Genomic DNA, 14450 nt, shown 5'->3' with positions numbered 1-14450 from the left:
CTTGTCGCTGCGTAGTCCATAATGCGCGCCGGTTTTTGGGGTAATGGTCATGAGTACAGAAGATCCGCGGTTTGCAGGCGTCGCCCGCTTGTATGGCATTGAGGGACTGGAACGCTTGAAGGCGGCCCATGTGGCCATTGTCGGCGTGGGCGGCGTTGGCTCCTGGGCGGCGGAAGCCATGGCCCGCTGCGGGGTGGGCGAAATATCGCTGTTTGACCTGGACGATGTCTGCGTGAGTAACAGCAACCGCCAGTTGCATGCCTTGGACAGCACCGTGGGCAAGCCCAAGGTCGAGGTAATGGCTGAGCGCCTGCGCGGTATTAACCCGCACTGCACGGTCCATGCGGTGGCCGACTTCGTGACCCGCGACACCATGGCCGAGTACATCACCCCGGATATCGACTGCGTGATCGACTGCATCGACGCCGTCAACGCCAAGGCTGCGCTCATTGCCTGGTGCAAGCGCCGCAAGATCCAGATCATCACCACCGGTGGCGCCGGCGGGCAGATCGACCCGACGTTGATCCAGGTATGCGATTTGAACCGCACGTTCAACGATCCGCTGGCCTCCAAGGTTCGCTCCACCTTGCGCCGCGACTACGGGTTCTCGCGCACCGTGACCCGCCATTACAGCGTGCCGTGCGTGTTTTCCACCGAGCAGCTGCGCTACCCGAAGCCGGATGGCAGCATCTGTTTGCAGAAGAGCTTCGTCGGGGATGGGGTCAAGCTGGACTGCGCCGGTGGGTTCGGCGCGGTGATGATGGTCACGGCCACGTTCGGGATGGTGGCGGCGACCAAGGCAGTGGACAAGATTGTGGCCGGGGTACGCCGGCCTTCCGAGCGGACCAAACCCACTTAGCGTTCACTGCTAAAAAAGTGTTCAGTGTGGGAGGGGGCTTGCTCCCGATAGCGGTGGATCAGCCAATATATCGAGTGACTGACACTCAGCAATCAGCAGCAAGCCCCCTCCCACAAAGTTCGCGCATACGTTGCAACACCGCATTCAAGCCGTTGCTGCGCGACGGTGAAAGTTGACGGGAAAGCCCCAACTGGTTGAACCAGTCGGGTAGGTCTAACGTTTGCAACTCTGCCGCCGACAAGCCATTGACCCGCACCAGCAGCAAGGCTACCAAGCCACGGATCATGCGCGCATCGCTGCTCGCGGCAAATTGCCAATGCCCATGCTCCAAGCGTCCCACCAACCACACCAGGCTCTCACAGCCCTGCACCAGGTTGGCCTCGACCTTGTCCTCATCTGCCAATGCGGGCAGCCGTTCGCCCCATTGCATCAGCATCCGCGCGCGCTGTTCCCAGCTGCCGACCGACTGAAAGGCTTCCAGCGCAGCCAGCGCTGCCACCGGCATGCTCATCGCAACATATCCAGCGCCTGGTCCAACGCTTCAAAAAAGCGTTCCAGGTCATCCGAGTCGTTGTAAAGCGCCAGGGATACACGGATCGCCCCGGACAAGTGCATCGCCTTGAGCAGCGGCATCGCGCAGTGGTGCCCGGCGCGCACGGCGATGCCCTGCTCGGTCAGCAGGTGCGCCAGGTCGGCGTTGTGCACGCCGTCCACGACAAAGCTGACCAGCGCGACCTGCGGTGCTCCGAGCACGCGCACGCCGTTTCGCGCTTTCAGCCCGCGCAACAGATAGTCATGCAACGCGGCTTCATGGGCGAGCACTGCCGGTTGATCCAGCGAACTCAGGTAATCCAGGCTGGCGCCCAGGCCGATCACACCGGCAATCGGTGGCGTGCCGGCTTCAAACCCCAGCGGTGCGCTGCGAAAGCTCGCGCTGTGGTAGTCCGCCTGTTGCACCATCTCGCCGCCAAACTGCCAGTGGCGCAGGTGATGCAGGGCTTCATTGCGCCCGAACAACACCCCGACACCGTCCGGGCCGTACAGCTTGTGACTGGAAAAAACGTAGAAGTCGCAGCCCAGTGCCTGCACGTCATGACGGCCATGGACGATCCCTTGGGCGCCATCCACCACGGTCAATGCGCCGTGTGGGTTGGCCAGTGCCAGCAAGGCTTGCAGTGGCTGCCAGGCGCCGAGCACATTGGATAGCTGGCTCACCGCCAGCAGCCGCGTGCGTGGGCCGATCAGTTCGGCGGCGGCTTGCAGGTCGATCACGCCATCATCGTCCAGCGGCAGGACCACCAGCGTGAGTGCGCGGCGCTTGGCCAGTTGCTGCCAAGGCAGAAGGTTGGCGTGATGTTCCAGGGCGCTGATGACTATCTCATCGCCCGCATTGAATAAGTGCTCCAGGCCGTAGGCCAGGAGGTTCAGCGCAGCAGTCGCGCCATGGGTAAACACGATTTGCCCGCTGTCACCTGCGTTCAACCACTGTGCGACTTTGCTGCGGCTGTCTTCGAAAGCCTGCGTCGCATGGGCGCCGGGCAAATGCTGGGCACGATGCACATTGGCTGCGCCGTTGGCGTAGTAATGGCTGATGGCATCCAGCAAGGCCTGGGGTTTTTGTGTGGTGGCGGCGTTGTCCAGATAGGTCTGGTCTTGCCGTTGCAGGGTGGCGATGGCCGGGAAATCGGCGCGCCAGGGAGAGGGCACAAGCATGGTGTTCAAGACTCGTATAAGCGAGCCGCAACCCGAAGGCGCGGCCCGCTAGTGGCATCGAGTGGCTGCTTAGTTGTGAGCGTGCAGCGCTTCGTTCAGTTCGATGGCCGATTTGTGGGTTTTGCACTCCACGGCACCGGTCTCGGAGTTGCGACGGAACAACAGGTCCGGCTGGCCGGCCAGCTCGCGAGCCTTGACCACCTTGACCAGTTGGTTGTGCTCGTCCAGCAGGGCAACCTTGGTCCCGGCGGTCACGTACAGGCCCGACTCCACGGTGTTGCGGTCGCCCAACGGGATGCCGATACCGGCGTTGGCACCGATCAGGCAGCCTTCGCCAACCTTGATCACGATGTTGCCGCCACCCGACAGGGTACCCATGGTGGAGCAACCGCCGCCCAGGTCCGAACCTTTGCCGACGAACACGCCCGCCGAGACACGACCTTCGATCATGCCCGGGCCTTCGGTGCCGGCGTTGAAGTTGACGAAACCTTCGTGCATCACGGTGGTGCCTTCGCCCACGTAGGCGCCCAGGCGCAGGCGTGCCGCGTCAGCGATACGTACGCCGCTCGGCACCACGTAGTCGGTCATTTTCGGGAACTTGTCCACCGAGAACACTTCCAGCAACTCGCCACGCAGGCGCGCTTCCAGTTGGCGTTCGGCCAGCTCGTTGATGTCGATGGCGCCCTGGCTGGTCCAGGCCACGTTCGGCAGCTGTGGGAACACGCCGGCCAGGCTCAGGCCATGCGGCTTGACCAGACGGTGGGACAGCAGGTGCAGCTTGAGGTAAGCCTCAGGCGTGGAGGTCAGCGCAGCGTCTTCGGCCAGCAGGGTGGCAACCAGCGGAGTGTGGCTTTCCGCCAGGCGGTTGAGCAGCGCAGCTTGGGTCGCATCGACATTCTTCAGTGCATCGGCCAGTTGCAGCGCTTGGCTGATGGTGAAGGTGATCGCCTGATTGCCGCCGGTGTAACCCAGGATCGGTTTGATGGCGGCGACGATTTCGGCCGATGGGTTGAGCAGTGGCTGTGCGTAAAACACTTCCAGCCAGGCGCCTTGACGGTTTTGAGTGCCGACGCCGAAGCCCAGGCTGAACAGGGAATTGGACATGCTGTTACCTCTACAAAAATGGAAGGGCTGGCCTACTTCAGGGCCGCCGAATAACTATCTGGCTTGAAGCCAATCAGGGTTCTGTCTCCGAGATCCAGCACCGGGCGCTTGATCATCGAGGGTTGCGCGAGCATCAATTCAATGGCTTTCGACTGATCGAGATCGGCTTTGCGTTCGTCTTCGAGTTTGCGAAAGGTGGTGCCCGCACGGTTCAAAACCACCTGCCAACCGTGCTCGTTGCACCATTGGGTCAAGTGTTCGCGGTCGATACCGGCCGTTTTGTAGTCGTGGAACTCATAGCTCACCCCGTGCTCGTCGAGCCAGGTGCGCGCTTTTTTCATGGTGTCGCAGGCTTTGATGCCGAAAAGGTGCAACGTTTTGCTTGAAACGGTCAAGGAATTGCCCCCTTTGAGCGTGTGAAAACAGAAAGTCACGGATTATGCCACGACCAGCGGCCTCTGGTGCCCCTCGTCGTGCTGACGTGCGACTTATGGACAAATGCCGGTGGCGGCATAGGTGCGTACCATAGCGGGGTAATATGGCACTTCAACGGCCAGTTGTTGCCTGATGTGTGTCGTTGCGAGTCGATTGTCCGGGAACCCCGCGTTATGCAAACCGCCTACACCGTTCTTATCCTGCTGATGCTGGTCAGCGTTTCGCGTCTTGTCGGGCGTGTCATTCCCCTGCCGTTACCCTTGGTGCAGATCGCCGCCGGAGCCTTGCTGGCCTGGCCTACGCTGGGGTTGCACGTGGCGCTGGACCCGGAGCTGTTCCTGTTTCTGTTCCTGCCACCGTTGTTGTTCTCCGATGGCTGGCGCATGCCCAAGCGTGAGTTGTGGCGGCTGCGTGGCCCGATCCTCACGTTGGCGGTGGGGCTGGTGCTATTCACCGTGGTGGGTGCCGGATACTTTATTCATTGGCTATTGCCTTCCATCCCGCTGCCGGTGGCCTTTGCCCTGGCGGCCGTATTGTCGCCGACGGATGCCGTGGCGGTGTCGGCCATTGCCCAGAACCGTTTACCCAAGCCGCTGATGCACATGCTGCAGGGCGAAGCCTTGATGAATGATGCTTCGGGTCTGGTGACGTTCAAATTCGCCTTGGCGGCGGCATTGACGGGGGTGTTTTCCCTGGCGGATGCCAGCCTGACATTCGTCCTGGTGGCCTTGGGTGGTTTGGCGATTGGTGTGGCGTTGAGCTGGCTGGTGGGGCGCCTGCGCGCCTGGATGATTGCGCGAGGTTGGGATGACCCGGCCACCCACGTGGTATTCATGTTGCTGCTGCCATTCGCAGCTTATGTGCTGGCCGAACGGCTAGGCGCGTCGGGCATTTTGTCGGCGGTGGCGGCGGGCATGATGCAAAGCTGGCTCGACCTGTTGCCGCGCCAGACCAGCACCCGCTTGCTCAATCGCAGTGTCTGGTCGCTACTGGAATTTGCCTTCAACGGTTTGATCTTCCTGCTGCTGGGTCTGCAATTGCCGGACATCATCAAGGCGGTGGTGAGCCATGAACCGACGCTATGGCCGACGTTGCTGTATCGCTGCCTGGATGTGGTCGCGATCTTTCTGGTGCTGGTGATCCTGCGATTCATCTGGGTGCAGAGCATCTGGCGGTTGTCGGGCTTGTTGCGCAGGTTGCGTGGGAAAAGTGAACTGACCCTGGTACCTACAGCCCGCTCCTGCTGGTTGCTGACCGTCGGTGGGGTACGCGGTGCCGTGACCTTGGCCGGTGTGATGTCGGTGCCTTTATTGCTGGCGCCGGGGCAAGACTTCCCTGAGCGTGACCTGCTGATCTTTATCGCCGCCGGCGTGATCCTGCTCTCATTGGTCGCTGCCTGCATTGCCTTGCCGTTGCTGCTGCGTGGCATCGAGCAGAGTCCCGATGAAAAGCGCCATCGCGAAGTGCGTGAGGCTTGGAAGAAGACCGCCGTGGCGGCGATTCATGCCCTGGAAGCCGAGGAGCCGACAGAAGCCGCGGCTCCCGACGCTGCCCAGGCGGCACTGGCTACGGAGCTCAAGGCGCGGCTGATGTCGGAATATCGCCACCAGTTGGAGGTTTTCAACGACTCAGCCGAAGCCCAGGCGTTGGCGCAGCAGATGGACTTGCTGGAGCGCAAGTTGCGGCTCAAGGCCTTGCGGGCGCAGCGGTTGGAGTTGTACAGCTTGAGCCGCCATCACCAGATAGGTGATGACGTATTGAGGGAGGTGTTGGCGGATCTGGATATGAGTGAGGCGAACCTGGGCCATGTGAAATGACCCAGAAAGCGCTTAGCGTCGACGCTGGATGAACGCGCGAATCCGCTCTGCCGCTTCCACACACTCTGCCAACGGCGCAACCAGCGCCATGCGCACACGGCCGGCGCCGGGGTTGAAGCCTTGCACTTCGCGTGACAGATAGGAGCCCGGCACTACGGTCACATGTTCTTCGACGAACAAGTCACGGCAGAATGCAGCATCGTCGCCGTTCACGTTCGGCCACAGGTAAAAACCGCCATCCGGGCTTTGCACGTCCAGCACCGGCTTGAGAATCGCCAGCACGGCATCGAATTTTTCACGATACAGGTCGCGGTTGGCCTGCACATGGGCTTCATCCTGCCAGGCGGCAATGCTCGCCAGCTGGGTTTGTACCGGCATTGCGCAGCCGTGGTAGGTGCGGTACAGCAGGAAGGCCTTGAGAATGTCGGCGTCGCCGGCCACGAAACCGGAGCGCAGGCCCGGCAGGTTGGAGCGCTTGGACAGGCTGTGGAACACCACGCAGCGTTTGAAGTCTTGGCGGCCCAGCTCGACGCAGGCGCTCAGCAGGCCCGGCGGCGGGGTTTGTTCATCGAAGTACAGTTCGCTGTAGCACTCGTCTGCGGCGATGACGAAGTCGTATTCGTCGGCCAGGGCGATGAGTTTTTTCAGGGTTTCGACGGGGATCAACGCGCCAGTCGGGTTGCCGGGCGAGCACAGGAACAGGATCTGGCAGCGCTTCCAGATGTCCGGCGTCACGGCATCGAAGTCCGGATTGAAACCGTTGGCGTCCAGGCACGGCAGGTAGTGCGGTTTGGCACCGGCCAGGAACGCAGCGCCTTCGTAGATCTGGTAGAACGGGTTCGGGCTGACCACCAGGGCGTCGTCACCGCGGTTGACCACGGTTTGGGTGAAGGCGAACAGCGCTTCACGGGTACCGTTTACCGGCAGGATATTGCGCGCCGGGTCCAGCCAGCCCTTGGGCACGTTGAAGCGCCGCTCGCACCACGCGCCGATGGCCTCGCGCAGGGCCGGGATGCCCAGGGTGGTCGGGTAGACCGCCATCTGGTCGAGGTTGTCAGCCAGGGCCTTGGCCACGAATTCCGGGGACTTGTGCTTGGGCTCGCCGATGGACAACGCAATCGGGCGCTTGTCCGGGTTCGGCGTGACGCTGCCCAGCAAGGCGCGCAGTTTCTCGAACGGGTAGGGCTGCAACTGGTTCAGGGCGTTGTTCATGTAAGCCTCAATCACCGTAAACACCGACCTGTGGGATCGTGTTCACAAAGTTAAAAATTCAAAAGGTCAGGCGTGTCAGTTCGACACCAGGTTCCTGGGTCACGCTCAGTTGCTGCACGATGGCCTCCTGCAAGCGCAGGCACAGCTCGGGGTCGGACAGCGGGTGGTTGTCGGCATCGGTGATGAAGAACACGTCTTCCACGCGTTCGCCCAGGGTCGCAATCTTGGCGTTCTGCAGCGACAGGTCGAACTCCAGGAAAATCCCGCCGATACGTGCCAGCAGACCGGGACGGTCCGGCGCGCTGAGCTCCAGTACGGTGACCGGGCGCTGGGCGTCGTTGGAGATGGTGACCTGGGGCGCAAAGGCAAAGTGCTTGAGCTGGCGCGGTACCCGGCGCTGGATGATCGTCGGGTAGTCGGCAGGGTTGCGCAGGGCTTCGGTCAGGCCTTCGCGGATCTTTTTCACCCGCACCGGGTTATCGCCAATCGAGTCGCCATCGGTATCGAGCACGATATAGGTGTCGAGGGTGAACTGGCTGCTGGAGGTGATGACCCGGGCGTCATGGATGTTCAGGTTGAGCTGGTCCATGGCGGCCACCGTCACGGCGAAGAAGTCGTGTTGGTCCGGCGCATAGATGAAGATCTGCGTGCCGCCTTCGAATTCGCGCTGGGTGGTTTCCTTGATCAGCACCAGCGGGCCGCCATCGGCCGGCTGCTGCAGGATGGCGTCGGTGTGCCAGGCCACATCACCGGCGGTGTGGCGCAGGAAATAATCATCGCCCAGTTGCGACCAGAGCTGCTCGACGTCGTCGGGGTCGTTGCCACCGCGCACCAGGATGTCCAGGGCCGCGCTTTGGGTGCGGCGGATCTGTTCTTCGCGGTCCACCGGGTTTTCCAGGCCACGGCGCAGGGCGCGCTTGGTCTCGGTGTACAACTGGCGCAGCAGGCTGGCGCGCCACGAGTTCCACAGTGTGGGGTTGGTGGCATTGATGTCGGAGACGGTCAGCACATAGAGGTAGTCGAGGCGAGTTTCATCACCCACGATGCCGGCGAAGTCGTGGATCACCTGCGGGTCGGACAAGTCCTTGCGTTGGGCCGTGGTCGACATGACCAGGTGGTTCTGCACCAGCCAGACGATCAGGCGGCTGTCCCACAGCGGCAATTGGTGGCGCTGGCAAAAAGCCTCGGCATCCACCGCACCGATTTCCGAGTGATCGCCATGCCGGCCCTTGCCGATGTCGTGGTACAGGCCCGCCAGGTAGATCAACTCGGGCTTGGGCAGCTTGGCCATGAGCTTGCTGGCTAGCGGGAATTTCTCCGACACCTGGGTGTACTGCAGCTTACGCAGGTGCTTGATCAGGTTAAGGGTGTGGGCGTCTACCGTATATATGTGGAACAGGTCATGCTGCATCTGCCCGACGATAAAACCGAACTCCGGCAGATAGCGCCCGAGAATGCCGTAACGGTTCATCCGGCGCAGGTTGCGGTGGATGCCGATCTTGCACTTGAACAGTTCGATAAACAGGCTGGTGTTGCGGATGTCGTTGCGAAACTCGTCGTCGATCAGGTGACGGTTTTCTCGCAGCAGGCGAATAGTGTCGGCGCGTACGCCTTTGATTTCCGGCTGCTGGGCCATCAGTACGAAAATTTCCAGCATCGCGAACGGGGTACGACGGAACACGTAATCGTTGCGTGCCTCGATATAGCCATCGTGCAGCTGGAAGCGTGCATTGATCGGTTGCGGCGGCGCTTCGTCATCGGGAGCCAGGATCACTTCTTCGAAGTGCTGGATGATCAGGTCGCTGAGCTGGGCAATGCTCATGACGACGCGGTAGTACTGCTGCATGAAGCTTTCAATGCTGGTCTTCGCGTCTTCGCCTTCAAAGCCCAGCAGGGCGGCGATGGAGCGTTGATGATCGAACAGCAGGCGGTCTTCGGCGCGTCCGGCGAGCATGTGCAGGGCGTAACGGACTTTCCACAGGAATTCCTGGGAGGACGCCAACAGCGCGTTCTCACTCTCGACGAGGAAGCCTTCACCCGCCAGTGCCCGCAGGTTCAGGGTGCCGTACTGGCGGCGGGCGACCCACAGAATGGTCTGGATATCCCGCAAGCCGCCCGGTGAGCCTTTGACGTTGGGCTCCAGGTTGTATTCGGTGTCGTTGTACTTGTGGTGCCGGGCTTTCTGCTCGGCGCGCTTGGCCAGGAAGAAGTCCTTGCTTGGCCACATATGTGCAGTGCTGGTGACTTCCAGCATGCGCTGGCGTAGACGTTCGGGGCCGGCGATGGTGCGGCTTTCCATCAGGTTGGTGATTACCGTCAGGTCGGCGCGGGCCTCTTCGGCGCATTCGTCAACCGAGCGTACGCTCTGACCAACCTCCAGGCCGATGTCCCACAGCAAGGTCAAAAAGCGCTCGATGGAGTCGCGAAAGATCTCGTGGTCGGCGCCGTCCATCAGGATCAACAGATCGATGTCGGAGTAGGGGTGCAATTCGCCGCGCCCGTAGCCGCCAACGGCCACCAGGGCGATATCGGCGTCTTCACTCCAGCTGAACTGTTCCCAGGCTTTCTGCAGGATATTGTCGACGAACCAGGCGCGGTCCTCGATCAGCCGGCGGATGTCCCGGCCTTTGCGAAAGCGCTCATCGAGCACCTCGCGGGCCTGGCGGATAGCCTTCTTGAAGGCGGCGATGGGGCTTGCCTTCAGTGCCAGCTCCGCCTGGAACTGGCCACGGTCGAAGAGTTCGGGGTCCACCTGGGGCATCGATTGGCTTTCCTTTCTATCTATCAGTCAGTCACAACAGTGTTTGGGAAAACCAAACCAGGCCTTACGCCGAAAGGCGCGGGATCGTGTCGTCCGAGCGCAGGGTGAAGATCTCGTAGCCGGTTTCAGTGACCAGCAAGGTGTGTTCCCACTGGGCGGAAAGCTTGCGGTCCTTGGTGATTGCGGTCCAGCCGTCGCCCAGCACCTTGGTATCGGCCTTGCCCTGGTTGATCATCGGCTCGATGGTGAAGGTCATGCCTGCCTTGAGCTCCATGCCGGTGCCGGCGCGGCCGTAGTGCAATATCTGCGGCTCTTCGTGGAACACCTTGCCGATGCCGTGGCCGCAGAACTCGCGAACTACCGAGAAGCCGTTCTTTTCGGCGTGCTTCTGGATCACTTCGCCGATGTCGCCCAGGCGGCAACCGGGCTTGACGATCTCGATGGCCTTGTACATGCATTCCTGGGTGACCTGGGACAGGCGTTCGGCCCAGACCGGCACATTGCCGACGTGGAACATGCGGCTGGTGTCGCCGTGGTAGCCGTCTTTGATCACGGTGACGTCGATGTTCAGGGTGTCGCCGTCTTTCAACGGCTTGTCGCCTGGAATGCCATGGCAGACCACGTGGTTGATCGAGGTGCAGATCGACTTGGGGAAGCCCTTGTAATTCAGTGGGGCCGGGATCGCCTTCTGGACGTTGACGATATAGTCGTGGCAGATGCGGTCCAGCGCCTCGGTGGTAACGCCGGGCTTGACGTGTTCGGCGATCATTTCCAGCACGTCGGCAGCCAGTTTGCCGGCAACGCGCATGCCTGCGATGTCTTCGGCGGTTTTCAAGGTAACGGTCATACAGGCTCTCTCTAGCGCGATGCGCTGAAATCAATACGGTTCACGGTGTGCGGCAATAAAGGTTACAAAAAACGCACAAACCCCAAGAAACGCGATTCTAACAGACGATGGCGTCAAATCATGAGCCTCTGATGATCGCTTCTCTCTATAAGGTTGGGCCTTGCCGGCGCGATTCAAAGGCTCAGGTATAGGCGATAGGCGGTAAATGTCATTGCGGGTTTCGTTTTTTGACTGCGTGTGGTATAAAATGCGCCGCTTTCCGGGGATGCCCCGTGAAGCTTAAATCCACACACGTGTCGACACGATGACCTGGGTGCCGGAGGCCTTGATGCCGCTGGTTGGTCATTGGGATACGTGGAGGCCAAACCCGACTTATTAAGGAACTATCATGTCCCAAGTCAACATGCGCGATATGCTGAAGGCCGGTGTGCACTTCGGTCACCAGACCCGTTACTGGAACCCGAAAATGGGTAAGTACATTTTCGGCGCGCGTAACAAGATCCACATCATCAACCTTGAAAAAACCCTGCCAATGTTCAACGAAGCTCTGACTTTCGTAGAGCGTCTGGCTCAGGGCAAAAACAAGATCCTGTTCGTCGGCACCAAGCGTTCCGCTGGCAAGATCGTTGCTGAAGAAGCAGCACGTTGCGGTTCGCCGTACGTCGATCACCGCTGGTTGGGCGGCATGCTGACCAACTTCAAGACCATCCGTGCTTCCATCAAGCGTCTGCGTGACCTTGAAGTACAAGCCGAAGACGGTACTTTCGCCAAGCTGACCAAGAAAGAAGCGCTGATGCGCTCCCGTGACCTGGAAAAGCTCGATCGTTCCTTGGGTGGTATCAAGGATATGGGCGGTCTGCCTGACGCACTGTTCGTAATCGACGTTGATCACGAGCGCATCGCGATCACCGAAGCCAACAAGCTGGGCATCCCGGTTATCGGCGTAGTCGATACCAACAGCAGCCCGGAAGGCGTTGACTACATCATCCCAGGCAACGATGACGCAATCCGCGCTATCCAGCTGTACATGGGTTCGATGGCTGACGCTGTAATCCGTGGTCGCAACCACGTTGCTGGCGGTACCGAGCAGTTCGCTGAAGAAGCTCCGGTAGCTGCCGCTGAGTAATTGACGCCCTGGCGTTGACTCAGTAAGCAAAAAGGGGGCTTGGCCCCCTTTTTGCCACCTCGAAAACCATTTGTCGGCGCCCACTTGTGGCAGTGCAACATAGCGACTGTAACGTGCAGCGGCCTACAAGGGAGATTCGGGAAGAATTGAACGCCCGTTTGATCGGGTGGAATGGTTGAAAACCTATCCAAGAGGATTTTGAAATGGCAGAGATTACTGCAGCGTTGGTTAAAGAACTGCGTGAGCGTACTGGCGAAGGCATGATGGATTGCAAAAAGGCCTTGACCAAGGCTGGCGGCGACATCGAAAAAGCCATCGACGACATGCGTGCTTCCGGCGCCATCAAGGCTGCCAAGAAAGCAGGCAACGTGGCTGCTGAAGGCGCAATCGCGCTGAAAGAAGACGGTAAATCCGCAGTGCTGCTGGAAGTGAACTCGCAGACCGACTTCCTGGCTCTGCAAGACGACTTCAAGGCATTCGTTGCTGAAAGCGTTGAAAAAGCGTTTGCCGACAAGCTGACTACCGTTGAGCCTCTGATCGAAGCTCAAGAAGCAGCTCGCCTGGTACTGGTCGGCAAGGTTGGCGAAAACGTCAACATCCGTCGCCTGACCCGCGTAGAAGGTGATGTGGTTGGTGGCTACCTGCACGGCAACAAGATCGGCGTAGCCGTTGTTCTGAAGGGCGGCGACGTTGAGCTGGCCAAAGATATCGCTATGCACGTAGCGGCAACCAACCCTGAGTTCCTGCTGCCATCGGAAGTTTCCGCTGAAGCGATCGAACGTGAGAAGGGCGTGTTCCTGACCCTGAACGCCGACAAGATCGCCGGCAAGCCGGAAAACATTGTTGAGAACATGGTCAAAGGCCGTATCAGCAAGTTCCTGGCTGAAGCGAGCCTGGTTGAGCAGGCGTTCGTCAAGAACCCTGAAATCAAGGTTGGCGAACTGGCTAAGAAAGCCGGTGCTGAAATCGTTTCCTTCACTTACTTCAAAGTAGGTGAAGGCATCGAGAAGCCGGTCGACAACTTCGCTGAAGAAGTTGCTGCCCAGCTGGCTGCCGCCAAGCAATAAGACAGTTTTCAACTGTCGCCGAAAGAGGCTGCCCGCTCACGCGCGCAGCCTCTTTTCAAATGGGAAGGCCAATTTTATTTGGTTTCCTTTCGGAACTGGCTTACAAAGCCGTGTTCCGATGGCGCTGTGATAGCGTCCAGCTAGAGTGAACGCAAGCCGTAAACGGCTCGCCAAGAATTTTTTAAAAAATACGCCGCAGGAGAGATTCGCAATGGCTCAGCAGGGCAGTGGTTATCAGGCTCGCTATAAACGCATTCTACTCAAACTTAGCGGCGAGGCCCTGATGGGCTCGGAAGAGTTCGGGATCGATCCCAAGGTGCTCGATCGCATGGCGCTTGAAGTCGGCCAGTTGGTCGGTATCGGTGTTCAGGTTGGCCTGGTGATCGGTGGTGGTAACCTGTTCCGTGGTGCGGCGTTGAGTGCCGCCGGTATGGATCGGGTCACTGGCGACCACATGGGCATGCTGGCCACTGTGATGAACGCCTTGGCCATGCGTGACGCCCTGGAGCGTGCCAATATCTCGGCTATCGTGATGTCGGCTATTTCCATGGTCGGCGTGACCGATCACTATGATCGTCGTAAAGCCATGCGTCACCTGAACTCCAAGGAAGTGGTGATCTTCGCTGCCGGCACGGGCAACCCGTTCTTCACGACCGATTCGGCTGCGTGCCTGCGCGCTATCGAGATCGATGCCGATGTCGTGCTCAAGGCGACCAAGGTGGACGGTGTGTATACCGCAGACCCATTCAAAGACCCGCATGCCGAGAAGTTCGATCATCTGACCTACGATGAAGTGCTGGATCGCAAGCTGGGCGTGATGGACCTGACCGCTATTTGCCTGTGCCGCGACCACCAGATGCCGCTGCGCGTATTTAACATGAACAAGCCCGGCGCCCTGCTGAATATCGTACACGGCGGCGCAGAAGGGACTTTGATCGAGGAAGGCCAACAATGATCAACGAAATCAAGAAAGACGCCCAAGCGCGTATGCAGAAATCCCTGGAGTCTCTGAGCCACGCATTTGGCCAGATTCGTACCGGCAAGGCGCACCCGAGCATTCTGGGCAGCGTCATGGTGCCTTACTACGGCACTGACACTCCGCTGAGCGGCGTGGCCAACGTGACGGTCAAGGACTCGCGCACCCTGCAAGTCGTGGCGTTCGAGCGCAACATGCTCGCCGCCGTCGACAAGGCCATCCAGAGCGCCGGCTTGAACCTCAACCCGACCAACCTGGGTGAGTTGCTGTTGATCTCTATGCCGGCCCTGACTGAAGAAACCCGCAAGGGCTTCACCAAGCAGGCTCGCAGCGCAGCCGAAGATGCGCGTGTTGCCGTGCGCAATATCCGTCGCGATGCGCTGGGTGACCTGAAGAAGCTGGTCAAGGACAAGGAAATCAGCGAAGACGAAGAGCGTCGTGCCGTCGCCGATATCGACAAGTTGACCAAGGACGCCGAGGCGCAGATCACCAAGGCTACCGAGGAAAAAGAAAAGGACCTGATGGCCGTATAA

At 60.0% G+C, this 14450-nt stretch carries 13 protein-coding genes; 6 read left to right on the top strand and 7 right to left on the bottom strand.

The genetic code is table 11. The annotated features are described in order from the left end of the window. Positions 1-43: 43 nt before the first annotated feature. Positions 44-859 carry a tRNA cyclic N6-threonylcarbamoyladenosine(37) synthase TcdA gene (gene tcdA / locus ACQRBV_RS02815; protein WP_081086991.1) on the top strand — a complete coding sequence of 272 codons (816 nt, stop codon included), beginning with the start codon at positions 44-46 and terminating at the stop codon, positions 857-859. Between the two features lie 85 nt (positions 860-944). Here the strand turns inward: tcdA and ACQRBV_RS02810 are convergent, their stop codons facing one another. The 4 genes from ACQRBV_RS02810 to ACQRBV_RS02795 all read right to left on the bottom strand — a co-directional run bounded on the left by ACQRBV_RS02810 (position 945) and on the right by ACQRBV_RS02795 (position 4017). Beyond that, a complete protein-coding gene (locus tag ACQRBV_RS02810; protein WP_104995700.1) occupies positions 945-1370 on the bottom strand; it encodes a SufE family protein in 426 nt (141 codons plus the stop codon). Beyond that, the gene (locus ACQRBV_RS02805) at positions 1367-2572 is read right to left on the bottom strand and encodes an aminotransferase class V-fold PLP-dependent enzyme (protein WP_090366399.1); all 1206 of its coding nucleotides are present in this window, start codon (positions 2570-2572) and stop codon (positions 1367-1369) included. Before ACQRBV_RS02805 ends, ACQRBV_RS02810 begins: the two co-directional genes overlap by 4 nt. Positions 2573-2641: 69 nt before the next feature. After that, the gene (gene dapD, locus ACQRBV_RS02800; protein WP_198762316.1) at positions 2642-3676 is read right to left on the bottom strand and encodes a 2,3,4,5-tetrahydropyridine-2,6-dicarboxylate N-succinyltransferase; all 1035 of its coding nucleotides are present in this window, start codon (positions 3674-3676) and stop codon (positions 2642-2644) included. A 32-nt stretch (positions 3677-3708) separates the two neighbouring features. After that, positions 3709-4017 (bottom strand): arsenate reductase, encoded by a 309-nt coding sequence (locus ACQRBV_RS02795; RefSeq protein ID WP_229999207.1) that lies wholly within the window; start codon positions 4015-4017, stop codon positions 3709-3711. Between the two features lie 267 nt (positions 4018-4284). Between ACQRBV_RS02795 and ACQRBV_RS02790 the strand changes: the two genes are divergently transcribed. Then, positions 4285-5928, top strand: a complete 1644-nt coding sequence (locus ACQRBV_RS02790; RefSeq protein WP_104995702.1) for a Na+/H+ antiporter — start codon at positions 4285-4287, stop codon at positions 5926-5928. A gap of 12 nt (positions 5929-5940) precedes the next feature. Here the strand turns inward: ACQRBV_RS02790 and dapC are convergent, their stop codons facing one another. The 3 genes from dapC to map all read right to left on the bottom strand — a co-directional run bounded on the left by dapC (position 5941) and on the right by map (position 10748). Continuing rightward, entirely contained in the window at positions 5941-7140 is a 1200-nt protein-coding gene (dapC, locus tag ACQRBV_RS02785) for a succinyldiaminopimelate transaminase (RefSeq protein WP_198762318.1), read from the bottom strand. Positions 7141-7198: 58 nt separating this feature from the next. Further along, positions 7199-9901: a [protein-PII] uridylyltransferase gene (locus ACQRBV_RS02780; RefSeq protein ID WP_060754034.1), complete on the bottom strand. Its 2703-nt coding sequence runs from the start codon at positions 9899-9901 to the stop codon at positions 7199-7201. Positions 9902-9965: 64 nt separating this feature from the next. After that, on the bottom strand, positions 9966-10748 hold the full coding sequence (map, locus tag ACQRBV_RS02775) for a type I methionyl aminopeptidase (protein WP_060754035.1): 783 nt from the start codon (positions 10746-10748) through the stop codon (positions 9966-9968). 388 nt (positions 10749-11136) lie between these two features. On the opposite strand from map, the gene rpsB reads away from it, so the two are divergent. From rpsB to frr, 4 genes are all read left to right on the top strand, one after another. Beyond that, entirely contained in the window at positions 11137-11874 is a 738-nt protein-coding gene (gene rpsB / locus ACQRBV_RS02770) for a 30S ribosomal protein S2 (RefSeq protein WP_003172263.1), read from the top strand. 203 nt (positions 11875-12077) lie between these two features. Further along, a complete protein-coding gene (gene tsf, locus ACQRBV_RS02765) occupies positions 12078-12941 on the top strand; it encodes a translation elongation factor Ts (protein WP_060754036.1) in 864 nt (287 codons plus the stop codon). 211 nt (positions 12942-13152) lie between these two features. Continuing rightward, the gene (gene pyrH / locus ACQRBV_RS02760; RefSeq protein ID WP_060754037.1) at positions 13153-13896 is read left to right on the top strand and encodes a UMP kinase; all 744 of its coding nucleotides are present in this window, start codon (positions 13153-13155) and stop codon (positions 13894-13896) included. Continuing rightward, positions 13893-14450 carry a ribosome recycling factor gene (frr, locus tag ACQRBV_RS02755; protein ID WP_017529696.1) on the top strand — a complete coding sequence of 186 codons (558 nt, stop codon included), beginning with the start codon at positions 13893-13895 and terminating at the stop codon, positions 14448-14450. The genes pyrH and frr overlap by 4 nt, the downstream gene beginning before the upstream one ends.

Source organism: Pseudomonas sp. R11F, from assembly GCF_050312575.1.
In the GTDB taxonomy this organism is placed as follows: Bacteria; Pseudomonadota; Gammaproteobacteria; order Pseudomonadales; family Pseudomonadaceae; genus Aquipseudomonas; species Aquipseudomonas palleroniana.
The sequence above is the reverse complement of the archived record's forward strand: the minus strand, read 5'-3'. Positions and strand labels throughout refer to the sequence as shown.